General features: G+C 58.8%; 22 protein-coding genes. 16 read left to right on the forward strand and 6 right to left on the reverse strand.

Annotated features, from left to right (window positions below; genetic code table 11):
- Positions 1–73 precede the first annotated feature (73 nt).
- Entirely contained in the window at positions 74–1,843 is a 1,770-nt protein-coding gene (locus tag J0X03_RS03980; RefSeq protein WP_089195510.1) for an ABCB family ABC transporter ATP-binding protein/permease, read from the forward strand.
- 9 nt (positions 1,844–1,852) lie between these two features.
- Here the strand turns inward: J0X03_RS03980 and betI are convergent, their stop codons facing one another.
- Positions 1,853–2,449, reverse strand: a complete 597-nt coding sequence (betI, locus tag J0X03_RS03985) for a transcriptional regulator BetI (RefSeq protein ID WP_160204548.1) — start codon at positions 2,447–2,449, stop codon at positions 1,853–1,855.
- Positions 2,450–2,607: 158 nt separating this feature from the next.
- Here betI and J0X03_RS03990 point away from each other — a divergent pair, with 158 nt between their 5' ends.
- Complete coding sequence (locus J0X03_RS03990; RefSeq protein ID WP_129993609.1) at positions 2,608–4,152, forward strand: BCCT family transporter; 1,545 nt, start codon at positions 2,608–2,610, stop codon at positions 4,150–4,152.
- Positions 4,153–4,158: 6 nt separating this feature from the next.
- Here the strand turns inward: J0X03_RS03990 and J0X03_RS03995 are convergent, their stop codons facing one another.
- Entirely contained in the window at positions 4,159–4,590 is a 432-nt protein-coding gene (locus J0X03_RS03995; RefSeq protein WP_122004650.1) for a VOC family protein, read from the reverse strand.
- Between the two features lie 158 nt (positions 4,591–4,748).
- Positions 4,749–5,666 (reverse strand): TIGR03571 family LLM class oxidoreductase, encoded by a 918-nt coding sequence (locus tag J0X03_RS04000; protein WP_046687746.1) that lies wholly within the window; start codon positions 5,664–5,666, stop codon positions 4,749–4,751.
- 670 nt (positions 5,667–6,336) lie between these two features.
- Between J0X03_RS04000 and J0X03_RS04005 the strand changes: the two genes are divergently transcribed.
- The gene (locus tag J0X03_RS04005; RefSeq protein WP_046687745.1) at positions 6,337–7,602 is read left to right on the forward strand and encodes an MFS transporter; all 1,266 of its coding nucleotides are present in this window, start codon (positions 6,337–6,339) and stop codon (positions 7,600–7,602) included.
- Positions 7,603–7,638: 36 nt separating this feature from the next.
- Complete coding sequence (locus J0X03_RS04010; protein ID WP_122004651.1) at positions 7,639–8,448, forward strand: MoaF C-terminal domain-containing protein; 810 nt, start codon at positions 7,639–7,641, stop codon at positions 8,446–8,448.
- A 1-nt stretch (position 8,449) separates the two neighbouring features.
- On the opposite strand, the gene lldD is transcribed toward J0X03_RS04010, so the two are convergent.
- The 3 genes from lldD to J0X03_RS04025 form a co-directional block, all read right to left on the reverse strand.
- On the reverse strand, positions 8,450–9,589 hold the full coding sequence (gene lldD / locus J0X03_RS04015) for an FMN-dependent L-lactate dehydrogenase LldD (protein ID WP_033632193.1): 1,140 nt from the start codon (positions 9,587–9,589) through the stop codon (positions 8,450–8,452).
- Between the two features lie 42 nt (positions 9,590–9,631).
- Positions 9,632–11,215 (reverse strand): L-lactate permease, encoded by a 1,584-nt coding sequence (locus tag J0X03_RS04020; RefSeq protein WP_160204546.1) that lies wholly within the window; start codon positions 11,213–11,215, stop codon positions 9,632–9,634.
- A gap of 323 nt (positions 11,216–11,538) precedes the next feature.
- Positions 11,539–12,459, reverse strand: coding sequence for a LysR family transcriptional regulator (locus J0X03_RS04025; protein ID WP_033644801.1), 921 nt, complete (start codon positions 12,457–12,459; stop codon positions 11,539–11,541).
- Between the two features lie 425 nt (positions 12,460–12,884).
- On the opposite strand from J0X03_RS04025, the gene J0X03_RS04030 reads away from it, so the two are divergent.
- The 12 genes from J0X03_RS04030 to J0X03_RS04085 all read left to right on the forward strand — a co-directional run bounded on the left by J0X03_RS04030 (position 12,885) and on the right by J0X03_RS04085 (position 25,870).
- Positions 12,885–13,088, forward strand: a complete 204-nt coding sequence (locus J0X03_RS04030; RefSeq protein ID WP_042785296.1) for a DUF4762 family protein — start codon at positions 12,885–12,887, stop codon at positions 13,086–13,088.
- Positions 13,089–13,259: 171 nt separating this feature from the next.
- Positions 13,260–13,925 (forward strand): DsbA family protein, encoded by a 666-nt coding sequence (locus J0X03_RS04035; protein WP_047026629.1) that lies wholly within the window; start codon positions 13,260–13,262, stop codon positions 13,923–13,925.
- Positions 13,925–14,869 carry a lysophospholipid acyltransferase family protein gene (locus tag J0X03_RS04040; protein ID WP_160204545.1) on the forward strand — a complete coding sequence of 315 codons (945 nt, stop codon included), beginning with the start codon at positions 13,925–13,927 and terminating at the stop codon, positions 14,867–14,869. The genes J0X03_RS04035 and J0X03_RS04040 overlap by 1 nt, the downstream gene beginning before the upstream one ends.
- A gap of 19 nt (positions 14,870–14,888) precedes the next feature.
- Positions 14,889–17,006, forward strand: coding sequence for a peptidase domain-containing ABC transporter (locus tag J0X03_RS04045; protein WP_160204544.1), 2,118 nt, complete (start codon positions 14,889–14,891; stop codon positions 17,004–17,006).
- Positions 16,993–18,171: an efflux RND transporter periplasmic adaptor subunit gene (locus J0X03_RS04050; RefSeq protein WP_456320550.1), complete on the forward strand. Its 1,179-nt coding sequence runs from the start codon at positions 16,993–16,995 to the stop codon at positions 18,169–18,171. The genes J0X03_RS04045 and J0X03_RS04050 overlap by 14 nt, the downstream gene beginning before the upstream one ends.
- Complete coding sequence (locus tag J0X03_RS04055) at positions 18,161–20,119, forward strand: ABC transporter permease (RefSeq protein ID WP_089195120.1); 1,959 nt, start codon at positions 18,161–18,163, stop codon at positions 20,117–20,119. The genes J0X03_RS04050 and J0X03_RS04055 overlap by 11 nt, the downstream gene beginning before the upstream one ends.
- A gap of 26 nt (positions 20,120–20,145) precedes the next feature.
- Positions 20,146–21,495: an efflux transporter outer membrane subunit gene (locus tag J0X03_RS04060; RefSeq protein WP_103101408.1), complete on the forward strand. Its 1,350-nt coding sequence runs from the start codon at positions 20,146–20,148 to the stop codon at positions 21,493–21,495.
- A 2-nt stretch (positions 21,496–21,497) separates the two neighbouring features.
- A complete protein-coding gene (locus tag J0X03_RS04065; RefSeq protein ID WP_103101280.1) occupies positions 21,498–22,760 on the forward strand; it encodes a beta-ketoacyl-[acyl-carrier-protein] synthase family protein in 1,263 nt (420 codons plus the stop codon).
- 11 nt (positions 22,761–22,771) lie between these two features.
- Positions 22,772–23,014, forward strand: coding sequence for an acyl carrier protein (locus tag J0X03_RS04070; RefSeq protein ID WP_033644937.1), 243 nt, complete (start codon positions 22,772–22,774; stop codon positions 23,012–23,014).
- Positions 23,015–23,558: 544 nt separating this feature from the next.
- Positions 23,559–24,107 (forward strand): tyrosine-type DNA invertase, encoded by a 549-nt coding sequence (locus tag J0X03_RS04075; protein ID WP_160204543.1) that lies wholly within the window; start codon positions 23,559–23,561, stop codon positions 24,105–24,107.
- A gap of 482 nt (positions 24,108–24,589) precedes the next feature.
- The gene (locus J0X03_RS04080; RefSeq protein ID WP_033652146.1) at positions 24,590–25,105 is read left to right on the forward strand and encodes a fimbrial protein; all 516 of its coding nucleotides are present in this window, start codon (positions 24,590–24,592) and stop codon (positions 25,103–25,105) included.
- An 87-nt stretch (positions 25,106–25,192) separates the two neighbouring features.
- Positions 25,193–25,870: a fimbrial biogenesis chaperone gene (locus J0X03_RS04085; RefSeq protein WP_033644813.1), complete on the forward strand. Its 678-nt coding sequence runs from the start codon at positions 25,193–25,195 to the stop codon at positions 25,868–25,870.
- Positions 25,871–25,950 lie beyond the last annotated feature (80 nt).

Below are 25,950 nucleotides of genomic sequence, written 5' to 3' on the forward strand. Positions count from 1 at the left end.
CCGGCCAGGCCAAACTCATAACCCCCGCGCGGCCATGCGCCGCGAGCCCGACCGAGAAGATGAATATTACATGATGGATCGTTCCCGCTTGCTGAAATTCCTGCTGCCCTATCTGTGGCCGAAAGACAACCCGCGGCTGCGGGGGTATCTGGTGGTGGCCTTCGTGTTTATGGTGGCGGCCAAGGTCAGCACCACGCTGGTGCCGCTGGCCTACAAAGCGATGGTCGATGCGCTGAGCGGCGAGACGGCGAAAATGCTGGCGGTGCCGCTGGGGCTGATCGTCGCCTACGGCGTGGCGCGGGTGGGCGGCGCGCTGTTTGAGGAACTGCGCAACGTGATGTTTATCCACGTCAGCCAGAACGCCACGCGCCTGTTGGGCGTGCGGGTGTTTCGCCAGCTGCATGCGCTGAGCCTGCGCTTTCATCTGGAGCGCCAGACCGGCGGGCTGTCGCTGTCTATCGAGCGCGGCACCCAGGCGGTGTCCACGGTGCTGTCGCGATTGTTGTTCTCCATCGTGCCGATCCTGTTCGAGCTGACGCTGGTCACGGCGATCATGTGGCATATGCTGAACGGCTGGTTCGCGTTGGCGATCCTGACCACGGTCGGCTGCTACATTCTGTTCACCGTGCTGGCGGTGAGCTGGCGCACCCGCTTTCGCCGCGAGCTCAACAAGGCCAACGCCGACGCCAACAGCAAATCCATCGACAGCCTGCTGAACTATGAGACCGTGAAGTACTTCGGCAATGAAGCGTTCGAGGCTGAGCGCTTCGATCTGTCGCGCCGGCTGTACGAATACGCCGCCATCAAGAACCAATTCAGTTTTACCGCGATCAACCTGGGGCAAACCGCCATTATCTCGATCGGGCTGATCGTCATGATGGCCATGGCGGCGCAGGGTATTACGCAAGGGACGATGACGGTCGGCGACTTCGTGCTGGTCAACGCCTACCTGCTGCAGCTGTACCAGCCGCTGAACTTCTTCGGCTTTATCTACTCGGAGGTGCGCCAGGCGCTGATCGACATGGAGAACATGTTCGATCTGCTGCAGGAAAAGCGTGAGATCGTCGATAGCCCGGATGCGCAGCCGCTGCGCCTCGAGCGCGGCGAAGTGCGGTTCGACGCGGTCAGCTTCGGTTACGACACGCGTCGGCCGATCCTCAAGCAGGTGAGCTTTACCATTCCGGCGGGCCACACGGTGGCGGTGGTCGGCGCCTCCGGCGCGGGCAAGTCCACGCTGTCGCGCCTGCTGTTTCGCTTTTACGACGTGCAGGGCGGCGCCATTACCCTCGACGGCCAGGACATTCGCCAACTGACCCAGGCCAGTCTGCGGCAGGCGATCGGCATCGTGCCGCAGGATACGGTGCTGTTCAACGATACGCTGCGCTACAACATCGGCTATGGCAAAACCGGCTCCAGCGATGAAGAAATCGAGCGTGCGGCGCGGCTGGCGCATATCCATGATTTTATCGTCGGTCTGCCCGACGGTTACGACACCCGGGTGGGCGAGCGCGGGCTGAAGCTGTCGGGCGGTGAAAAGCAGCGAGTGGCGATCGCGCGCACCATCCTGAAAAATCCGGCCATCCTGGTGTTCGACGAGGCGACCAGCGCGCTGGATACCCAGACCGAGCGCGAAATCCAGGGGCACCTGCGCGAGGTGAGCCGCAACCACACCACGCTGGTGATAGCCCATCGGCTCTCCACCGTGGTGGACGCCGATGAGATCATCGTGCTGGAGGCGGGGGAAATCGTCGAGCGCGGGGGGCATGAGTCGCTGTTGGCGGCGAACGGCCGCTACGCCGCCATGTGGCAAACCCAGTACAGCGAAGAGCAGGAGCCGCGCTGACGCTGCCGTTCACACCATCGATGGCGCGGCCTTGAGCCGTTGTATCACGTACTCGCAGGCGATGCGGTAATCCTGCTGCAGATCGGTGTCATCCCCGGCCAGGCTGCCGCGCAGCCAGAGCCCATCGATCATCGCCGCCAGCCCGCGCGCCGCTTCGCGCGCCTGCTGCAGCGGCAGCTCGCGGCGGAACTGGCTGCATATATTGGAATAGAGCCGCCGATCGTTGGCGCGCTGCAGGCGGCGCAGCACCGGCTGGTGCATGCTGGCGGCCCAGAAGTCGAGCCAGGCGCGCATGGAAATGGCGTTGGTTTGACTGGGGTGGAAGTTGCCCTGAATGATGGCGCACAGCTGCGACTGGCTGTCGCTCGCTGCCTGAGCGCGGCACTCGGCCACCGCGTCGCGCAGATCGCGCAGGATCTTGCGCATGGTCGCGCTCAACAACCCTTCTTTATCGCCGAAATAGTGGCTGACGATGCCGGTCGACAGCCCGGCCTCTTTCGCCACCTGCGACAGGGTGACGCCAGCCAGCCCCACAACGTTGATGGTCTCGAAGGCGGCGTTAATCAGCTGCTCCTTGCGCTGCTCAGGAATGTCTCTGCGGTACATATTTTCCTCAACTGATAGGCAAATCACACTTTGAATTTGATTGATTGAACGGTCAATCAATACTCTATATGCTGCGAAAATGTCAAATAAATGACGACAGGATGTTAACCAAAAGTTGCATTTAAATCGTCTGTCTTTCGCATCATGGAAGCCTGCCAATGACAATGAAAACTCCCCCATCGCTTGACGAAGAACCTGTCAGATTGAATGTCCCGGTATTTTTCGGCTCGGCCGCGGTGATCTTGCTGCTGGGGGCGCTGATTGTGCTGTTTCCCGCCGCCAGCAAACAGTGGCTGAATGTCGCGCAAAGTTGGGTGGCCGACGTGTTCGGCTGGTATTACATGCTGTTGATGGTCGCCTGTATGGTGTTCGTGTTCTGGCTGGCGCTGTCGCGCTTTGGCCATATTCGCCTCAGCCAGGATGATGAGCCGCCGCAGTTTAGCTATCCCTCCTGGGTGGCGATGCTGTTCTCGTCGGGCATCGGCATTGCGCTGGTGTATTACGGCGCCTATGAGCCGTTGGATCACTTCCTGTCGCCACCGGAAGGCGACGGCGGCAGCGTACAGGCGGCGCGGCAGGCGATGGCGCTGACCTTTTTACACTGGGGGCTGCACGGTTGGGCGCTGTATGCGTTGATCGCCACCGCGCTCGCCTATTTCGCCTATTGTCGCGGTTTGCCGCTGGCGCTGCGTTCCGCGCTGTACCCGATCTTCGGCGAGCGCATCCACGGCGGCGTCGGCCATCTGGTGGACAGCTTCGGCATTCTGGTGACGGTTATCTCGATGGTGACCAACCTGGGGATCGGCGCGCTGTTGGTGAACTCGGGGCTGTTCTACCTGTTCGATATCCCGCAAAGCACCGGCGTGCTGCTGGCGCTGATCGTGGTGATGATGGTGGTGGCCACGCTGGCGGCGGTCACCGGCGTCGAGAAGGGCATCGCCATGCTGTCGAACATCAACGTCGGCTTCCTGTGCCTGCTGTTGCTGTTCGTGTTTCTGGCCGGCCCGACGCTGAACCTGCTCAACGGCATGTTGCAGAACATTGGGGATTATCTGACCTCGCTCGTCAGTCGCAGCTTCGATATGTATCTGTACGGCAAGGCGCGCCAGTGGCAGGGCGCCTGGACACTGTTCTATTGGGCCTGGTGGGTGGCGTGGGCGCCGTTTGTCGGGCTGTTTATCGCGCGTATTTCCAAAGGCCGTACCATCCGCGAACTGATCTTCGGCGTGTTGCTGATCCCGCTGGGGTTCACGCTGGCGTGGCTGTCGATCTTCGGCAATACCGCCATCAGTCTGGTGCTGGAGGGCGGGCAAGCGATTCTGGGGCAGGTGGCGCAAAGCGATCCGCCGATGGCGGTGTTCAAGCTGTTCGAATACCTGCCCTATACCCAGCTGACCGCCGGTTTTGTGGTGGTGATAAGCTTCGTGCTGTTCCTGACGCCGGTCGATTCCGGCACGCTGATGATAGCGAATCTGTCCTGCCAGGGCGGTTCCGCCCACGATGACGCGCCGGCCTGGCTCCGGGTGTTCTGGGCGGCGGTCACCACGCTGGTGTGCGCCGGGCTGCTGTACGCCGGCAGTTTCAGCGCGATGCAGACTGCCGTGGTGCTGTGCGGCTTGCCTTTCTCGGCGGTGATCGTGCTGTACATGCTCAGCCTGCGCAAGGATCTGCGCGGCTACGCCATGAAGCCGGCGCTCCCCTGAGGCGGCTTATTCGTCCGCGCGCAGCCGATGATGCACGTATTCGATAATCGTGCCATCCGGCAGGCGCGCATTGAAACAGGCGCCGGTGGGCACTTCCACCGGGCCAAAGAAGATATCGGCGCCGGCGGCCTGTAGCCGCTGGTGGTAGGGATAAATGTCATCGACCAGCAACGTGCCGACGGTGCTGCGAAAAGGACGCAGGTTTTCTTCCGAGCCTTCCAGGATCAGAAATGGCCCCACCGCCGCCAACACCAGCCGATGCTCGGGGAAGTCGAAACGCATATCCGCTTCCACGCCGTGCAGCTGCTCGTAAAACGCGATGGCGCGGTCAATCTCGCCTTCGTTGACGTAGACCCGGATCAGCACGCGCGGCTCGCGCAGCGATGAAGAGTCGGCGGTTTTGCGCCAAAAGCCTGCTTCTGTCAGTTTTGCCGTCATTGCTCATTCCTCATGGTGGCTCGTTTCCTTGTCATCATGCCGCCGTTTGACGGCAGGGATTAGACCGAGTTGTTATGAACCAGCAGCGGCGGAAATAAAAAAGCCCCGGTAACGGGGCAAAGACCCGCTCAGGTCGGAATAGCGGGCTAAAGCGGGCGTCAGGCGCGATGGAATTCCGGTAACACCAGTTGGCCGATCTCCTGCATCGTCTCTTCCAGCGGCCGCTGGTTGCGGCGAAAATGCAGGCCGATGTGGTTGACCCCGGCGTCACGCATGGCGCTCAGTTCCTGAATCAATCCATTGCGGCCGCTCTTGATGCCGAAGCGATGGCGCTGAATCGGCGCGTCGGCGTTATCGGTGAGGTCGAGATGAATAAAGCTGACGTAGGGCTTGTCACCGGCTACGTTGCGCCAGAGTTTGACCCGCGAAACGTGGTCCGCAGGCGTGCCGGGATACGACAGCCAGCCATCCATATTTTTCCCCACCCACTCGGGCGTTTGTTGCGCCAGCCCGGCGACCAGCAGCGGCGGCGGCGGCGTGGCCGGCAGCAGGCGCAGTCCCGGTTGCAGCGCGCTGTCGGCTTCCCCTTTGAGAATGCCGACGCTGGCGCGGAAGCTTTCACCGCGCGCGGCGTAATCGGCGCCGAACAGCGGGTACTCCACGGGGCGATCGCCGCTGGCGACGCCGAGCAACAGACGATCGCCGCTCAGCGTTTGCAGCGTGGAAGCCGCTTTGCGCACCAGCCACGGCTGCCGCAGCGGCAGCACCACGGCCGCGGTACCGAGCAGAATATTGCGCGTCAGGCTGGACAGGTAGCCGAGGTAGGTAAAGGTCTCAAACACCTGCGCGGCGTCGCCGAAGTCCGGATCATACAGCGGCACGTCGCGAACCCAGGCGGCGCGAAAGCCGAGCTCATCGGCCAGCTTGATGCGCGCAGCGTGTTCGCTCATGTCCGGCACGCCGAACGGCCGCCCGTCCTGCTGGCGTTTCAGCTGCCCGCTGGTGGACCAATCGTTGTCCAGCGGCAACTCGATGCCGATGGAAAGCGGCTCCCGGGTTAATTTTTCGATGCTCATGTGTCACTCCGTCTCAGGCCTTGCGGCGCGGTGTCGAACGATGGCACGAAGTGTTGCATGGCGCTTAATTGAGATAAACAGCCCTAATCGCAATAGATAATTGCTGTTGCGAGCATAATTGCTTTGCAGGATACGGCATATTTGTCGTGATTTACGTCACGCTCTGCGCTTTTGTTATTGTCCAGACGGGGTTATATAACCCCGCCGTTGGCCTTTCCCTCGTAAGAGTTAGTTTTTTCTGCGGCCTTAAAATAAAACGAGATGATTCAATAGATAAAAATGGCTCTGAAGCGCGTGCGGGGATCATTCAATGCCGATAAAAAATTAATAAGCCTGAAGCGTCATCGATGGGATTATTCGCAAATAACGTGCAAACAGGCTTTTTTTAATCGCAAGAAAGTACCGGACATTATTTTATATTTATCAATAACAGAAGGATAAATAACCTGAAGGTGATAATGCGATATTGAAATAGTACCCGTTCAGAATTTCATTTGTCTCTCGAAGAGCGCCGGTTGACAGACCGCCGGCTTGCGATAATTTTATATCATTAACATGTTAATGAGTTGTTGTCGTGACGGAGGGCCAATTTCTCTCTTGGCCGAGCGCTTAACACACTTATGCCATGGCGGGTCGCCATTCATAAGTTAACTTATGGACAAATGACGCTATGAATACATCGCCAGCGGCACGCAGAGCATTAAGTGAAGAGAACCGGTTGCTGATTATTTTGTTTTTCGTGTTCGGCTGCGTGTTCGTCGATCGTCTGACCATCTCGTTTCTGTTTCCGATGATTGCCGCCGACCTCAAGCTCAGCAACGTGCATCTCGGCACGCTGTCGGCGGTGTTGGCGCTAACCTGGGCACTGTCCGGCGCCGGGTTGGGGGCGATAGCCGATCGTTTTAATATCCGTAAACCGATGCTGATCCTGTCGATCCTGGTGTTTTCGCTGTTCTCCGCACTGTCGGGGCTGGTCAGCGGGTTTGCCATGCTCTTGATCTTCCGGGCGCTGATGGGGATTGCTGAGGGGCCGGTATTGCCGATCGCGCAATCGTTGATGGTGGAAAGATCGCAGCCGCAGCGCCGCGGTTTCAACATGGGATTGATCCAGGGCGCGGCGCCAGGGCTGTTGGGCGGCATCATCGCGCCGCCGCTGATCATCTATCTGGCGCAGAAGTGGGGATGGAGCATGGCGTTTCACCTGACCGCCGTGCCGGGCATCATTCTGGCGTGGCTGATCTATCGCTATGTGAACGGCAAAAAGGATCCCGCTTTCAGCGCCGCGCCGGCGGCCGGTAAGCCGGCGGGCAAGGCCGCTTACGGCGAGCTGTTCAAAATCAAGAACGTGGCGCTGTGCATTCTGATCTCCTGCGTGTTCGTCACCTGGTTCATGATCATCATAACCTTCACCCCTAACTTTTTGGTGACCGACCGTGGCTTCGGTGAAGGCACGATGGGCGGCATCATGAGCGCCATCGGCGCCGCCTGGGTGTTCTGGGGCGTGGCGGTACCGGCGATCTCCGATCGCCTCGGGCGCAAACCGACGCTGATTTTCTTTTCGCTGCTGGCGGTGTGCTGCCCGCTGTTCCTGAGCTACGTCGCCAATCCGTGGCTGCTGGGCGTGCTGGTGTTCCTGTCTTATACCGGCCTTGGCTGTTTCACGCTGTTTATGGCCACCATCCCGTCGGAAACGGTGTCGCCGGCGCGCATCGCCACCGCGTTGGGGCTGGTGATGGGGATCGGCGAGGTGATTGGCGGCTGCCTGGCGCCGTTTATCGCCGGGCTGATCGCCGATCGCTACGGCCTGGTCAGCGTAATGTGGCTGGCGGCCGCCGGTGCCGTGTGCGCCGGGGTACTGAGTTGTTTTCTCGATGAAACCGCCCCTGCCGTGGTGAACCGCCGAGCGGTGAAGCCGGCGGGCGTCGCCGACGTTTGAGACGATTTTTATCCCATTCAATTAAGGAGAGCGAAGATGTCAGCAGAATCATCCGTACTGAATCAAAATGCCGAGCCGGACTGGAAGAATTACGACGATTTCGCGCGCGGCATCGATACCAACCGGTTGCCGGGCTCTCAGGACTGGCGCGGCAAAACGCTGCAGATCGCCTTTGAAGACGGCGGGGACATCACGCTGCGTTTCAGCGCCGACCGGCAACGGGTGTTGTGGGCCTGGGGAGGGGAGAGCGGTGAGGACGCTTACGAAGAGGTGCAAACCTCCGCCGCGCGCTATTTCTTCAATATTCCGCTGCAGTCGCCGGGCAACGAATGCCTGACGCTGGTGCTCAACCGCGACAGCGGCCGGGCGCTGCTGGTGCGCAGCACGCTGTTGCCCGAACAAACGGTGGAAAAGGGATCCCGCCTCAAGCAAAGCTTCCACGTTGGGCTGATTGCCGGCGTCACGCCGGGCGGCATCGCGCCGCATCTGACCCGCGAGCTGATCGGTTATCGCACGCTGAACGTTTACAGCCCCAACCATTACTACGAGCACTTCTACGTCAACACCGAGCGTTATGCCTGGCAAAACCTGCGCGGCGAGCAGTTCGGGCACGGCGACATGGATTACGCCACTTACTACAAGTTTGAGGACGAGATGTTCCTGTTCACCTTCCGGGAAAAGATTATCCCGGTGTGCTCGGTGTTCTTCTTCGACTTTATCTCCGGGCGCTGCACCGGCACCTTCCTCGGGTTGGACGCCGCCGGCCGGGTTCTGGTGTCACCGGCCGGGGCCTTCATCAGCAAGATGAGCTACAACGTCTACCCGGAGGGCGTGCAGCCGCTGTGAGTCAGGCGTTTCTGACCAGCGATCCGGCGTTGATCTCCGCAATGGTTTTCGCGCCGGTGAGCGTCATGGCGACGCGCATCTCTTTGTCGATCAGATCCAGCAAGTTAGCCACCCCGGCTTCGCCGGCCGCCGCCAGCGCATAGACGAAGGCGCGCCCCAGCAGCACGCTGTCGGCGCCCAGCGCGATCATGCGCACCACGTCCAGGCCGCTGCGGATGCCGGAATCGGCCAGTAAGGTAATGTCGCCTTTCACCGCGTCGGCGATCGCCGGCATGGCGCGCGCGGTCGACAGCACGCCGTCCAGCTGGCGGCCGCCGTGGTTGGAGACGATGATGCCGTCGGCGCCGAAGCGCACTGCGTCTTTGGCGTCTTCCGGATCCAGAATGCCTTTGATGATCATCGGGCCGTCCCAGAATTCGCGGATCCACTCCAGATCTTTCCAGGAAATCGACGGATCGAAGTTGGCGCCCAGCCAGCCGATGTAGTCTTCCAGGCTGGTCGGTTTGCCGCGGTAGGCCGAGACGTTGCCCAGATCGTGCGGCTTGCCGAACAGGCCGACATCCCAGGCCCACTGCGGATGGGTAAACGCCTGCAGCACGCGGCGCAGGGCGGCGTTGGGGCCGCTCATCCCCGAGTGGGCGTCGCGGTAACGGGCGCCGGGCACCGGCATGTCGACGGTGAACACCAGAGTTTTCACGCCGGCGGCTTTGGCGCGCTCCAGCGCGTTGCGCATAAAGCCGCGGTCTTTCAACACGTAGAGCTGGAACCACATCGGCCGATCGATCGCCGGGGCCACCTCTTCGATGGGGCAGACCGACACGGTGGACAGCGTGAACGGAATGCCTTTTTTGGCCGCGGCGCGCGCGGCCTGCACTTCGCCGCGGCGGGCGTACATGCCGGTCAGCCCCACCGGCCCCAGCGCCACCGGCATCGCCAACTGCTCGCCGAACAGCGTGGTCTCCAGGCTGAGTTCGGACATATTGCGCAGCACGCGCTGGCGCAAGGCAATATCGGCCAGATCTGCGGTATTGCGCTTCAGCGTATGCTCCGCGTAGGCCCCGCCGTCGATGTAGTGAAACAGAAACGGCGGCAGTTTGGCCTGGGCGGCGGCCCGGTAGTCGGTTGACGCGGAGATGATCATAGTGTTTACCTTCTTGTCTTCTTGCAAATAACGGGTTGTCAGTCAGAGCGAGAGGATCGCCGCCATAGCGGCCGCGATCCCACCGTACGCCAGCATCGGCAGCGCGGTCTTTCTGATGATTTTGCCTTCGGCGTTGCCGATCCCCAGGATCGAACAGACCGCGATAATGTTGTTCAGGCATACCATGTTGCCCATGGCGCCGCCGACGGACTGCAAGGCCAGCGTCAGATTGACGTCGAGGCCGCTGCTCTGGGCGATCGATTGCTGAATGCCGCCGAACGTCAGGTTCGAAACGGTGTTGGAACCGGAGAAGAACGAGCCCAGCGCGCCGAGGAACGAAGAGAACAGCAGCCAGCTGTCGCCGGTCAGCGCCGCCAACGCTTTCCCGATCAGGATCACCGGCGCGTTGTCGCCGCCCAGCATCATCAGATTGACCATGACCAGCGCGCCGAACAGGGCGATAAAGGGGCGCGTGATGCGCCCGCCGGTTTCGCTGAACATTTGCCGCACCTGGCCGCCATTCAGACGGAACAGCGGAATGCACAACACCACCACCAGCAGAAACGGGATCAGCGCCGGGACATACAGCGTTTTGTAGCCGGCCGCGGCGGAGGTGCCCAGCACCTGCCGCAGTTCGACGATCAGCGCTTGGCTGATGCGCAGCTCCCCGAGCCAGCCGAGGTTTTCCTGCCACAGCAGCGTGGTGGTGTTGAGCAGCGCCTTGAGGCCCAACTGGTGAATGCGCGTCACTATCAGGATAGCAATCAGCAGCAGGGTCGGCGTCATCGCCTTGACCACCTGCATGAACGGCACCGCCTGCGCGGCGCTCTGCGGTTTTTCCGCGCGGGCGAGGCCAATGCCGCCGCGCGCCAGCAGCACCGACAGCGCCAGGCCGAGAGCGCCGCCGACCAGCGCCGGGAATTCATAGTTCACCTGGGCCAGCAGCAGATAGGGGACGGTGCAGCTCAGCACGCTGAGCAAGATAAACGGCAGGTTGCGGCGAATATCCTGCCAGGAAACGATAAAGCGCAGCGCCAGCAGAGGAATGACGAAGCCGGCGACAACGTGGATCAGCGCGGTTTGCCGGCCGATCTCCAGCAGGCTGGCGTCCGACAGGCCGAGGTTGGCGAAGCCGAACCAGGTGGGGGTGCCCACGGCGCCGAAGGAGACCGGTACCGAGTTCATCACCAGCGTCAGCAGGGCGACGCGCAGCGGGTTGAAGCCCAGCCCGACCAGAATCGGCGCGGCGATGGCGGCCGGGGTGCCGAAGCCGCTGGCGCCCTCGATCATAAAGGCGAACGCCCAGCCGATAATCATCAGTTGGGCCACCGGGTTGGGGCTAACGGTTTCCAACCAGCGGCGCACCACGTTTTCCGCACCGCTTACCTGCATCAGTTTGTTGAGCAGGATGGCGCCGGCAATGATGGTGATCGGCGTCAGCGTCGAGACCAGAGCAGTGATGATATTGGCATGCAGCAGCCGCAGTGAGGCATCGAACCACCAGAGCTGCAGGACATATACCACGGCGGCCGTCAACGGCAGGGCCAGATAAGAGGGCACGCCATTCCTTTTGGTCATCATCCATATCAGCAGGACGATGGGCGCAATACTGAAAAGCAGGGGCATAAGATCCTCAGGGTTATTATTTTTATGGGCAGAGATATGTAACTGAAAGGTTAATTACCGCAACATTTTCATTCTAATCACAACGTTGGCGATGATGCCACGCGATAATTTTTTAACGTCGGCGAATGGTGCCGGCGGCGGGAAAAATGTCGGCTGTTGAGGCTGAATTAAATTGATTTAAAATCAATTGGATGGGTTTTTATGTTGTGTAATGAATGCGCTGGATCACATTAATTAGGCGTTAATGTTCACGAGTTCATGTCCAAAAATGCGGTAATCCACGCGGTACTTTACGACGCGTGGAAATAATCAGGAGTGGAAACTTAAAAGTAGTGGCTGATATTTTGATAGGAACCGATGATATGTTCGATCAGCAGGCGAGTTTTTAACGGCAGATTGCGGGTATAAGGGTAGACGGCGTAAATACCCAATACCTTGCCGCAGTGGCCGGCCAGGATCTCCGTCAGTTTGCCTTCCTGCAAATCTTCGTACACCATGCAGCGCGGCACCATGGCGATGCCATGGCCGCCGATCACCGCTTTGCGGATCGCCCGCGCATTATTGGCCGACAGGTTGCCGTCAACCTGCAGCTCGTAGATTTCGTTGCGCCCTGGCCGCTTCATCAGCCAGTTGGCGGTGCCGCTCTCTTGATAGGTATAGGTCAGGCAGTTGTGGCTAAGCAGATCGTCGGGATTGCGCGGCTCCGGGTGGTTCTCCAGATAGCCCGGCGAGCAGACGATCACCCAGCGGGAATCGAAGATCGGCCGCGCAATCAGGCTGGAGTCCGGCATGGTGCCGGTACGGATCGCCAGATCGATGCCTTCTTCCACCAGATCGACGAAGCGGTTTTCCAGCCGCATCTCGACCTTCAGGCTGGGGTGCTGAGCGCAAAACTCCGCCACGCTTTCACTCAGCAGCAGCTCACCCGAAATGGTCGGCACCGACATGCGAATGGTGCCGGTCAGCTCTTCGCTCTTTTCGCTGACGGCGTACAGCGCTTCCTGCACTTTGGCGCCGATCTCCTTGGCCTGCTGGTAGAGCGCCTGGCCGCTTTCGGTCAGCGTCAGGCTGCGGGTGGTGCGGTACATCAGCCGGGCGCCGAGCGATTTTTCCAACCGCCCGATGCGTTTGCTGACCACCGAACTGGTAATGCCGGCGCTCTCCGCCGCCTTGCTGAACGAGCCGCAGTCGACAATCAGGGCAAACAGAATCAAGTCATTGGCGTATTCGTGAGTCGCGAGCATGGGCATCCTAAGAGTGAGAGTCCTGTTGCCCAGTGTAAGTCCGGCGCGGCAGGAAGCAATCTTTTCAGCCTGTTTCCAGCACCGGTTAACTGGTCGGATCTGAAATTTTCTTGGTTAATTACCTCTTAAACTGAGAATTATCCTTCAAATAAATCGTGGCTATTCCGGGGGTGAAATTAACTTCCATGTTTTTATAAGCAATTAAATTAGAATAATCCTTATATCAAACGTTACTTATTCCACTAAGCCTGCGGTGCAGTGTAAATAATTGTATTGATCTGCTTGTGTGAGAGGGCTATTCTTTTTCCCGCAGCGCTCTCATTGTTATCAATTAAATGTTTTTCAATGTATTGAAGAATTACTCTGTCTTGCAGGCAGAGTGATGGGTAGTGTGTTTATATTTTAATATATATAAGGATATTGTAATGAAGAAAATCAACCTGTCTGAAGCGGAAAACATCGTCGGCGGTACTTTTGTGTGTACCAAGGAATTTGCCTGGGTGGGCGGTGGCAATAACCGCACTTGCCAACTGGTGACCACCTGTGCCGATAAGTTTGGCGGCGTGAAAAAAACCTATCATCCGGCGCCGGTGGCGAGCTGCCCTTCCACGCCGACAATCCCGAGCTGATGCGAGCTGAACGCTTGCAGTTAGGTTAGTGATGGACAGGCGGGGCGCTTGCGCACACCGCCTGATAACGGAGATGAATTCCTTTTTTATCGCTGAACCGTCAATCTCCCTTTCTGATTTATAACGCTCATGCTCAAGTGAGCATTTATTTATGCGCAGGATGCGTCTGCTATGTATAAACGTCCTTTGCTGTTTTTTAGTTACACGCTAGTCATTATTTTCGCCTCTTCTTTTTTGACCGCGCTTTATTTCCAGCATTACGTTATGGCCTCGCCGGCGGCGGAAAGCCTGAGTTTTATCTCTCCGGAAAAAATAGAGCAAAGCCCATTGCAAGATGATAACGCCATTGTCGAAGTCTTCTCTTACGCCTGCCACTATTGTGAAGTTAACGAAAGCGGCGTGGCCGAGCTGGAAAAACGCTTACCGGCGGGAGCCAAATTGGTGCGCCTGCATCTCAGCGACGACGATCACGCCGGCATGGCGGCCTTTGCGCCCCTCTTCGCCACCCTGACGGTCATGGGGATCGAGGCGCAGCATCGTCCCGCCGCTTACCGCGCCATTATCAAAGAAAACCTCAATCTGGCGGATGAAAAGCAGCTCAGCGCCTGGTTGGTGGCCAACGGCATCGACGAGGCCGCCTATCAGCGGACCAGAGATTCAGAGCGGGTCAAGGAACTGTTGGCGTATATGACGGCGGTAAGCCGCTATTACCAGGTCAACGCGACCCCCAGCTTTATCGTCAATCGCAAATGGCTGGCGTTGCAAGACCGTGAGTTTTCCGCTTTCAGCCAGCAACTGCTGTCGCTGTTGCAGCACGATAAGCCGCTGGCCCCCTGATGCGCCTGCTCGCGGTTCGGGGCTTTCTGGCCTGGCGTAACGGCCTGGACGCCGTGGCGCGTCTCTCGGCTGTCCGCACCGGGGTGAGCCGGAGTCTGACGTGCGCTCTGCTGCGGCGCGTGGATTATCGCCTGTGGCTAAAGATGCAGAGGCGGTTGAGGTGGGGTCTGCAGCAACGCCGTTTTCGCCACCGGCAAGCGGTCGCTGAGGCGAATCGCCAAAGCCTGTTGGGCGACGGCAGGCTGGACTTCGCCTGGCTGATGCAGCGGCGGCAATGGCTGGATTTGGCGGCGATCCAGGCCCGCAACGCCGTGTTGATGGAGCATTTGGCGCAGTGCACTTTACAGCTCAATCAGGTGGTGGAGCCGCTGCATCGCGCCGGGGTGCCGGTGTTGTTGGCGCCGATGCACACGGTTTCCGATGTGTTGGCGACGCTGGTCGGCGCGGGCGTTTATCCCGGGCGGGCAACGGTGATCGTTTCCGGCGACGCACAGACGTTAGCGCGGCGAGCGCCTGAGGGGGAATGGCGGCAGCGGCTCGACTATTGCTCGATTCACGACGATCCCCGGCATATTGCCGGCACCTTATCGCAGGCGCTGCTGGAGGCGACGGAGCATCGGCGCAACATCATCCTCTTCCCGGACATCACGCCGGATTACACCTTGAACAGCACCCGGGACGCCTCGGCCAAACTGGCTTGCCGTTTGTTCAACCGGCCAGCGCATTTGCATAGCGGCATCGTTCGGTTATCTCGAGCGATGCGGGCTCGAGTGGTGTGCTATTCGCTTTATTACGAGCGCGGCGTTCGCATTCACATAGAAGAACCAATTGCCACAGAACAGGTCGGCCGCGCCGTGCCGGCGATCGTCGAGCGCACCCTGCGGCGACATGCGGATGATTGGCTGCTGTGGCATTCGCACTCTTTATTTTTTATCAACGAATAAGCCAGGGATATCACTACGCATGGAAAACACCCTCCCTACGCCGGTCTTGCAGAGCGAAATCAATGAGTGCGGGCTGGCCTGCATCGCCATGCTGGCGGAAACGCAGGGCGTTCGCGCGCCATTGGCGGAACTGCGTGAGCGTTACCCCGCTTCGCAACACGGCACTTCGCTGGCGACGCTGTGCGCCATTTTAGGGGAGCTGGCGTTGCCGGCTTATCCGGTGGCGTTCGAGCACCAGGATCTGGCGGCGCTGCCTTTACCGGCGATTCTGCATTACGGCGCGGGCCACTATGTACTGCTGGCATATCGTCAGGGCGGTTACGTGTGCGTAATGAATCCGGCGTTGGGGCAACAGCTGCTGCCGTACGCCGCCCTGAAGGCGGAAATCAGCGGCTACGCATTGGTGCTCGATCGCGATGATTTACCGTCCACCGCCCCCGCCGTGCGGAGCCGCCGACGCGGTGCTTTCGCCAGTTTAAGCCTGAAGGATACCGCCGGCATCGCCGGCATTTATCGCCTGGCGGCGATGACGTTTCTTATCTCGCTGACGCTGTTCATCATGCCGATGATGGTCGCCAGCGCGATCAATCAGGTGTTCGCCATGGCCGGTGAGGTCGCGTTCCCTTACGCCTACTATCTGCTGGCGTTTGTGGCATCCACGGCGCTGGCCTTGATGGCGCGCATCATCACCGAGCGTTTTATCAAAAACTTCGTGTTGCTGCACGGCGCCGCCGGGTTTTCCCGCCTGCTGGAAAATTCGCTGAATTTCTTCAGCAAGCGCGCGCCCGGCGAGATTTTCAGCCGTTTCACCAGCTGGCAGATGGCCGCCGGCCAGAAAATCGAGCTGGATAACGGCCTGCGCACCGACTGGATCATCGCTGCTATCGCGCTGGCGGTGATGGGCTATTTGAGCCCGATGTTGGCGCTGGTGCCAATTGCCGGCGTACTGCTGATGGGGGCGATCAGCGTTTGGGCCATTTATCGCGATCGCCACTTCACCCAGCAGCTGCAGGTGAGAGGGGCGGCGCAGAATGATTTTATTCTGGAAACCATTCAGGGGTTTTCGACCATCAAGTCCGCCGGGCTCGCCGGCCAGCGGCAAGAGGGCTTTGCCGAGCATGCCCGTTCGCTGTTCAACTGCCTGCAGCGGCAAAAAGTCTATGAGCAGGTCAAGGGCAGCATTTATCAACTGATTGGCAGCCTGGAAATGGTGGTGTTCATGCTGCTGGCGCTGCCGCTGCTAAAGGGGGGCGAACTCAGTCTGGGGGCATTCTTCGCCTACAGCTTTCTGCGCGAAATTTTTACCTCTTACACCAGCAAGATCTTTTTTGCCGTCCTGCAGAAAAACCAACTGCACGTGATCGATGAGCGTGCGCGGGATCTGTTTCCTGCCGTATCTCTGCGTACCGGGTCTGGCGACGAAAGCGTGAACCATTTTGATGTGCAGTTGGCGTATCGGGGAGTGAGCTTTGCGTACGACGCCGGCCAACCGGTTTTGCGCGACCTGTCGCTGACGCTGGAACGGGGCGAGTGTATCGCCATCTGCGGCGGTTCCGGCGCGGGCAAGAGCACCTTGCTGAAGGTGCTCGCCTGTCTGTTGACGCCGCAGCGGGGGGAACTGACGCTGGATGGCCGCGTGCTGGCTAACGCCGCCGCGCAGCGGCTGTTCTTCCTGCAAAGCCAGGAGGACATTCTGTTCAATGCTTCGGTGTTGCAAAACGTCACGCTGTTCGCCCCGTCGGCGCCGGGCCAGCAGAGGCAAGTGGAACAGGCGCTATGCAGTTTGGGGCTGGCGGATGCGGTGGCGCAACTGCCCGGAGGCGTAAACGCTCTGGTGAGAGAGAGCCATGCCGGGCTGTCGCTGGGGCAACGGCAGCGTCTGTTGCTGGCGCGTGCCATGTACAGCCGTTGTCCGGTGTTGGTGCTGGATGAACCGACGGCGAATCTGGATGAAAAAACCGCTGCGGCGGTGATGTCGGCTCTGGTAGCGCATTGCCGTGAGAAGGGTAAAACCCTGGTGACCGTGACGCATAACCCGCGGCTGCTGCCGTTGTTTGATCGGGTGCTGCACTTGTCGCAGGGCCGGTTGTTGGCCGCCGTCGACACCAGGATGAATGACTGTGCTGAGGTGGAGTGACGTGCCCGGAAAGAAACGCTGGCGGCGTGTGGCGCTGGTGGCGATCGTGTTGGGGGGGCTGGCCGGCGGGCTGTTAGGGTTGAATCGGGCGCCTGACGTATCACCGCCGCAGACGGCGCGCGTCGATCGCGGCGACATCGAAAAAAGCGTATTGGCTACCGGCATTTTGAAACCGGCCCGGCAGGTGAACGTTGGCGCGCAGGTCAACGGCCAACTGAAAAAACTGTATGTCAAACCGGGGGACAGAGTGGCTCAGGGCCAGCTGTTGGCCGAGATAGATCCGACGTTGCAACTTAACGAACTGCGCAAGTCGCAGGCCGAATTACGCAGCGCGCAGGCGCAGAAATTGGCGAGTCAGGCGCAGCTCAAGCAGTACCAACTGGAGTTGACGCGGCAAAGGGCGTTGGCGCGAGATCGTGCCGGCGTGGCCAGCGATTTGGAAAAAGCGCAGGCGCAGCACGACGCGCAACTGGCGCAGTTGAAAGTGAACGAGTCGCAGATCGTTCAGGCCGAAGTCGCGCAGGAAACGGCGAGAGCCAACCTGGCTTTTACCCGTATTACCGCGCCTATCGACGGCGAAGTGCTGGGTATCGTCACTCAGGAAGGGCAAACCATCGTCTCATCGCAAAGCGCACCGACCATTTTGGTGATGGCAGACGTGGATACGATGATGGTGCATACCCGCATATCGGAAAATGACATCTTGCAGGTGAGGGCGGGGCAGCCGCTGTGGTTTTATGTCGCCGCCGATCCCCGCCGCCGATATGAAGGGGTCATGGGTGCGATACAGCAAGCGCCGGCAGAAGCGCTGGAAGCCGATCCGCTGGGCAGAAATTCAAGCCAGCAAACGGCGGCGGTGTATTACAACGGCGTATTTGCCGTCGCCAACGGCGAACGTCGATTACGCACCGCGATGACGGCGCAGGTATTCATCATTACCGAACGCGCCACGGGGGTGGTGCGGCTGCCGATGGCGGCATTGGGAGAGGCACTGGATGGCGAGCGCTATCAGATCAGAGTGTTGGAAGGCCAGCGGGTTGTCGCGCGCAGCGTGCGCATCGGGAAGCGCGATCGCCGCTATGCGGAAGTGTTGGAAGGCGTGAGAGTGGGTGAGCAAGTGCTGCTGGAACACCAGCCAGATACGGAGGGTGAGCATGTCAGCTAGCACGGATCCCATTATCGTTTTGGAGAACGTTTCGCGCGAGTTTCAAGCCGGAGAGCAGAAAATCACGGTCCTCAAACGCGTTTCCCTGAGCATTCAGCGGGGAGAAATGGTCGCTATCGTCGGCGCCTCCGGCTCCGGAAAATCGACGTTGATGAATATTATCGGTTGTCTGGACAAGCCTTCTCAGGGGGATGTGTACATCAACGGGGTGGCGATTGGGCAAGCCGACGGCAATCGCCTGGCGCGGCTCCGCAGTCGGCATATCGGCTTTATTTTCCAGCGCTATCATCTGATGCCCTATCTGACGGCCGGTGAGAACGTGGCGATCCCTGCATTGTATACCGCCATGCCGGCCGCCGAGCGCCGCTTGCGGGCCGCGCATTTGTTGGCTCGCCTCGGGTTGGCGCAGCGCGGTGGTCATCGTCCGGCGCAGCTTTCCGGTGGGCAGCAACAGCGGGTCAGTATTGCCCGAGCTCTTATGAACGGCGCGGAAATCATTTTGGCCGATGAGCCTACCGGCGCGTTGGATAGCGCCAGCGGTCAGGCGCTGATGGCCATTTTGCATGAGCTGAACGCTGTCGGACACACCGTGGTCATCGTGACGCACGATCGGCGGATCGCCGAGCAGGCGCAGCGGATCATTGAGATCGGCGACGGCGAGATCGTGGCGGATCGTCGCCACGATGCCGCCCGACAGCGTTTTGCGTTCGAGAGGCCGCTGGCGTTGGCTGCGCCGCTGAAACGCATGAGCCCTTGGGCGGCGCTGCGAGAGGCGCTCGGCATGGCTTGGCGGGCATTATTAGGGCATCGGGTCCGGGCATTATTATCGATGCTCGGCATCATCATCGGCATTGCGGCGGTCGTTTCCGCCATCGCCATCGGTGAAGGCACGCGCCAAAGCATCCTCAGGGAAATCAGCCAGCTCGGCTCCAGCACGTTGGACATTCGTCCCGGATTGGGATGGGAAAAAACGCGTCCCGATTTTGCGCGTTCGCTGAGTGCGCGGGATGCAGCGCTGCTGGCGGCCTTGCCTTATGTCGACAGCGTTTCGCCGGTTATCAGCACTCAACTGTCGGCCGTGCGCGAAGGCAAGCAGGTGCCGCTCGCCGTGATGGGCGTCGGCGAAGGGTATTTCCGCACGCAGGGCATTCGGCTGCTTTCCGGTGGCTTGTTTACTGCGCAGGATCTGAGTGACCGCGCTCCGGTGGCAGTGATCGATCCCTTGCTGCAACAGGCCCTGTTTTCTTCCCGGCAAGATCCGGTGGACGCGGTTTTGCTGATCGCGGGTGTGCCTTATCGGGTGATCGGCGTCGCGCAGCGCCGCGGCGCCCAATACGCCGGTTCTCAACCGCTTGCCTGGCTGCCCCATACCTCCCTGACTGGCCGCATCGCCGGCGATATGCCGCTGGAATCGATTGTGATGCGAGTGAATGAAAAATTGACGTTGGAAGCGGCAAGGCGGGATGTGACCCGGCGTTTGACCGTAGAACATGGCCGGCGGGATTTTTTCACGCTGACCGACGATCAGCTGACGCAATCCATTCAGCGTGCCTCCGACTCCATGCGATTGCTGATTACCGCGATTGCCGCCATCTCGCTGCTGGTCGGTGGGGTGGGGGTGATGAACATCATGTTGGTTTCGGTGACGGAACGAACCCATGAGATCGGCATTCGATTGGCGGTGGGGGCCGCTGAGAAAGACATTATGCGGCAATTTTTGATTGAGGCGGTGGTGATCTGCAGCCTGGGGGGCGTGTTGGGGATCGCCTGCGCCGCGCTGGTTAAAGGGATTCTGAGCGGCTTGGCGCCGCAGGTGACGATGATCTTTACCTGGCCGCCATTGCTGCTGGCCTGCGGGTTCTCGGCGTTGATCGGCGTTGGGTTCGGCTTCTTTCCAGCCCGTGCCGCCGCGCGCCTGCAGCCGGTGGAGGCGTTGGCGCGAGAATGAACCGACTTTTGATTTATGGACTGGTCATGCTGTCTTTGAGCGCTTGCGGAGGGCGGCCGATCGACGCCACGGCGCCACCGTCGTTGCCGCAGCAGTGGCGCGTGGTCGATGAACGTTCCGGTTCATTGCGGGCAGGCGTCGCCTGGTGGGAAAACTTCAATGATCCGCAGCTTTCCTCGCTGATCGATGGTGTGCTCATCGCGAATCAGGATCTGGCGCTGGCTGGATTGCAGTGGCGTGAGGCGATGTTGGAGGCCGGGTTGGTAGCCGGCAATGCGACCCCCGACCTGGCCGCCAGCCTGAGTGGCCGCAATACCAAGGCATTGCGCGGCGCGGCGCGGCCGCAAGAAAGTTACCGCGCAGGGCTGTCACTGAGTTATGAACTGGATTTATGGGGCAAGCTGGCGCGTATTCGCGAGCAGGCTCAGTGGCTGGCCGTCGCTTCGGAGTTGGATCGGCGCAATACCGCGTTGACTTTGATCGGCGCTACCGCTCGCGGGTATTGGCAGATCGCCGATTTGAATCAGCAAGTCACCCATCAGCAACAGGCGGTGGCGTTCGCGCGCGAGACTGTACGGCTGGTGGCGGCACGTCATACCGCCGGCGACGTCGGCCGATTCGAGTTATTGCAGGCGGAGCAAAACCTATTGGCGCGGGAGAATCAACGGGATGAACTGGCACGGCAGCGGGAAGACGCTCGCAACTCGCTGGCGCTGTTGTTCGGCCGTTCACCCTTGCTGCGATACAGCGAAAGGCGAGCGCTACCGATCAACGAGGTGCCCATTGCGCCACGTCTGCCGGCGGCGGTGATGGCGCGACGGCCGGATGTGCAGGCGGCGGAGCGGCGCCTGCGGGCGGCGCTGGCCGGTGCGGAGGCCGCTACATTGCGTTTTTATCCGGCGCTGAGTCTGGATGCCGCACTGGATGCCGGCAGCGGGCTTTTCCGCCAATGGTTCAGTGAACCTTCGCGCTCGCTGGGCGCGACGTTGACGCTGCCGTTCATCGAGTGGCGCAAGATGCGCTTGTCCAGCGACAAAGCGGCGTTGCAGGCGCAGCGCGCGGAGATTCAATTTCGCGATGCGGTTTACCGCGCGCTGGCTGAGGTAGACAGCGCCATGCGGGAACGTCTGGAAGCGCAGCGGCAAATCGGCAATCAGCAGCGGTATCTGGCGATGGGGCGACAAGCCGTGGCATTGGCCCGCCATCAATATCAGGCCGGTTCCGTCGCGCTGCAAACGTTGCTGGACGCGCAAGAGGCGGTGTTAGCCAGCGAGAATTCACTGTCGGCACTGCAATATCGCTACCTGAACGCCACGATGCAGCTCTGGCTGGCGCTGGGCGGCAACGAGGCTTTCGCATCCGGGCAAGGGGAGTAAGCATGGACAAAGAACGGAATACAAGACGCGTGGTGGTCACCGGTTACGGCGCCGTCACCGCGCTGGGTGGCAACGCGCAGCAAAACTGGCAGGCGATCATGGCCAACCGTTTGGCCTATCGCTATCACGATAAATCGGCGGCGGGGATCCACGCGCGCTTTTTTGCTTTGCTGGAGGCCGAACCGGCGTTGGAAGACGTTGCCGCGCGGGTAAGCCGCCGGCTGCCCAGATTCGCCAGGCTGGCGCTGGCCGCCGCCTCGGAGGCGATCGACATGGCGTTTTCATCTGGCCACGTGAGGCCCGGGCATTTTTATTCGTCGTTGGACTGCGGGGTGATTATCGGCAGCGGCTGGGGCGGCCAGGATGAGATCATGCAAAACAATGCGGACTATCTGCAATCCGGCATGGGGCAGCTGTTTGGCTGTTTTCACGCAATGCCCAATATTGCGACCGCCATATGCGGCCAACATTGGCAGTTACGGGGCTATCAAAGTTCGCCGGCGGCGGCCTGTGCGACCGGCGGCATCGCGATTGGCGATGCGTTTGAGGTGATCCGCAGCGGCCGCGCTTCAATGATGTTGGCCGGCGCGTCGGAATCACTGAGCGGCAATGGCGCGATATGGAACATCGACGCGCTGCGTTTGCTGAGTCGGGAGCAAAAGGATATCACCAAGGCCAGTTGCCCGTTCAGCCGGGAGCGCAGTGGCTTCGTGTTGGCGGAAGGGGCCGCCGTGTTGTGTCTTGAGGAGCGAGAGGCGGCTTTAGCGCGCGGCGCGACAATACTGGGGGAGGTCAAGGGATACGGCAACTTTTCAGACGCTTTTGACCTCACCGCACCGGCGGAGGATCCGCAGGCCAAGGTGAAAACCATTCGATGGGCTCTGGAACAGGCGGGGCTAGGCAATCATGAAATCGACTATATCAATGCGCATGGCACGTCGACGGCGCAAAGCGATGTGAACGAAACCGCTGCGATCAAGGCGGCTTTGGGGCGCGATGCTTACCGTACACCCATTTCCAGCACGAAATCCTATACCGGGCACTTGCTCGCCGCATCCGGCAGCTTTGAGGCGATCGTCTGCCTACAGGCGTTGCAGCAGCAAATGATGCCGGCAACCTGCCATTTGCACGAGAGCGATCCCGAATGCGATCTCGATTATATCCGCGAGGGGCATCGTCGCGGTCGTTTGCGCAATGTCATGAGTCTCAACTTCGGTTTCGGCGGTGCTAATGCAGCGCTGGTATTCGGCAATCACAATGGATAATGGTAGGGCATATGGAAAAGTATCATCGATTGTATGAGGCGATTTGCGGCCTGTTGTATGAAGCCAAAGGATTGGACAGAACGCTGCTATCGGCCGATATGCCGCTGCAACAGTTGGGGTTGGACAGCCTAGATTATATGGAGTTGATGCTGCTGGTTAGGCGTGAGTTCGGCATTACGCTCAATGCGGAAATGTTTATCGAACGGCCTGATCTGACCCTTGGCGAGCTGTGTCACGTTATGACCAGTCAATAATTCTCCCCCCAGGCGGCCGTGTGATGCGGTCAGGCCTGGGTTATTCCCCATCGTGACTTTATTTCCTCCTGCCCTGATTTTTCCTCTTATCGGTTCACATAAAGATTAAAACTTATCGGTTTGCTTAAGATACGTTCGCGCCGGCGGATTTATTTCGTTTTTTTACGAGCCGTATAACGCTTTGAAACCCATGGCGCCTCGCGATTTTATTAGGATTTTTCTTTGTTTTGTCGGTTTGTTTGCCAATTTCAGCGCATGTGTGAAATGGAAGTATTAACGCAAACTAAAGTGAATCGGGAAGTATGCCGTCCTTATTATTTCTGATGGTGGCAGTTGAGCTGCGGTTTCCATTAATGAGGAGGCCTCAAGGGGGGCGCTGAAGGGGGGATTAATCCCTGTACACTGTTCGCGTTTGGCAAATCCGTTATACTCCGCGCTGGATGCAGGAACCTATCCATAGCCAGGGGAAACCCTGAGTGTCCATTGTGGTGATGTAAAAGGAAAATGACAGCCACATTTTTCCGATCAAAGTAATAGAGGTTGTATGTCTAATCGTAAACATCTGACGCCTTCTGAAGTGGAGAGACTGCTTGAGGTCACGCTGCATGGAAAGAATCCAGAACGCGATTATTGTCTGATTTATATGTGTTTTATTCATGGTTGCCGCGCCAGTGAAATTGGGGGATGGCGTTTGTCGGACATCGATCTGGAAGGCGGCAACATTTATGTTCATCGCTTGAAGAATGGTTTTTCCACGGTGCATCCGCTTTATCTGCGAGAAAGGCAATGTTTGCGGCATTGGCTGGATAAACGCCGGCAACACCGCTGGGCCGATCAGGAATGGTTATTTCTTTCCAATCGGGGCGGGCGTTTGTCGCGCCAACGTATTTACGGCCTGCTTCGTCATTACAGTAAGGTGGCGAAACTGGAGATTAACGCCCATCCGCATATGCTGCGGCATGGTTGCGGATTTGCGTTGGCGGACCGAGGTATCGATACCCGATTAATTCAGGATTACCTCGGGCACCGAAATATTCAGAATACGGTGATTTATACCGCCAGTAATGCACAGCGCTTTAAAGAAATTTGGTAAGCGCGATTTAATAGAGTAACGGCAAGGAGTCACTTTGAACTAAACTGAAACATACTGTAAGGACGCGTAAAAACAATGTCAATATTCCTACGCTTACTTTCCCTGACAAAGGAAAATCTTATTTAAAAACATAGTGTTGTGTTCATGCTTCATTTCTTTCGCACTCCAGCCATCTAAGCAAAATCCTAATCAAAGAAAAGTCAGTTTAAATCAATCGGCCAATTCCTTGGTTTTTTGGTCTGATTTGAGGTTATTTTGTTTTCTATTTGGATTTAAATTCTGTCTTTTATTTGCTTTTTGGTTTTAAAAACCAAAGGAGTCACTTTAGTTCAAAATGAATCGTTTGGGTGAATAAGCCTTAGGCCATCAATAAGTTTGGTCAAGGGTATTTGCTCTTCGTGGAACTAAATAAAAGGGAATGACATTAAGGATATGTCGGAAATAAAACCATGCATATTTTGCATAATTTTAAGGAAAGTAGAATGAAAAAGAATCTGCTGGCTGTAGCTGTTTTGACCGCGTCTGCATTTACCACCTCCGTATTTGCCGCTGATGGCAAGCTGAATATCACCGGTAGCATCACCGATCAGTCGTGCACCGTCGATCCGGACTCCCAAAACAAGCAGGTCGCTCTGGGTAAGATCGCCAAAGATGCGTTTATTCAATCTAATACTGCAGGTGCCAAGGCATTCAACCTGGTGTTAAAAAACTGCCCGGCGACTGTCACCGGCGCCACCGTGCGTTTTGACGGCACTCAAGTTCAGGGCCAGTCCGGGCTGTTGAAGCTGACTGACGCCGCCGATGTTGCTGGTGGCGTTGGCGTACAGTTGCTGGATGATGCCAGCAATGTGCTCAATATCGGCAACGATTCCCGCGTATATACGCTGGCAGAGAACAAAGACAACGTTCTGGGCTTTGTGGCGCGTTATTACGCTTACGATACCGTTTCCGTCGGTAGCGCGAACGCCACCGCCAACTTCACTATCGCCTATCAGTAAATTCACGCCGTTATATCGGCGTGAGCGTTAGAAAAATGGGCCAGAGGCTGTGTCTCTGGCTCTTTATTCATCGGGGAAGATAACAAAATGAAAGCGGGATATTTTGCGCTGACGGCAGCGTTATTGATGGCGCTTTGGGCTCCGGCTCAGGCCGGCGTGATCGTGGGCGGGACACGGCTGATATACGACGGAGGTAAAAAAGAGTCCGCTCTGAATATCAATAATCCGGATGCGGTGCCTTATTTGATCCAGTCCTGGGTCGATGCTCAAGAGGGGGAAAGCGCTAAAGCGCCGTTTATCATCACCCCACCGTTGTTTCGCTTGGACGGCGGCCAAAATAACCTGCTGCGCGTAGTGCGTGCGGGCGGCAATTTGCCGACGGACAGAGAATCGCTGTATTGGCTGAATGTGAAGTCTATTCCTTCGGTAGAAAAGAAAGAAAACACGCTGCAAATTGCGATCAAGACCCGCATCAAGCTGATTTATCGTCCCCAGGGACTGGCCGGCAATCCGGAAGAAGCGGCCGGCAAAGTAACGTGGCGGCGCAGCGGCGATCGGCTGCAGGTGACCAACCCTTCACCCTATTACCTCACCTTTTTTAATTTGAAGCTGAACGGCAGTGCCATTACCGGCAACACCATGGTTGCGCCGCAAGCTACCGCCAGTTTTCCGTTACCGACGGCGCAGGGTGGGGGAGGCAGCCTGAGCTGGCAAATCATCAACGACTATGGCGGAACCGGCCAGACCTATACCGGCACGTTATAGCCGGGCCGCGATGCGTGTTTTTTGGCCCCGGAGTAACGCTGGGGCCGGCGTTCGGCTTACCTGAATTTTAGGCGGCTGAG

Origin of the sequence: Serratia ureilytica (genome assembly GCF_017309605.1) — a bacterium.
Lineage (GTDB): Bacteria > Pseudomonadota > Gammaproteobacteria > Enterobacterales > Enterobacteriaceae > Serratia > Serratia ureilytica.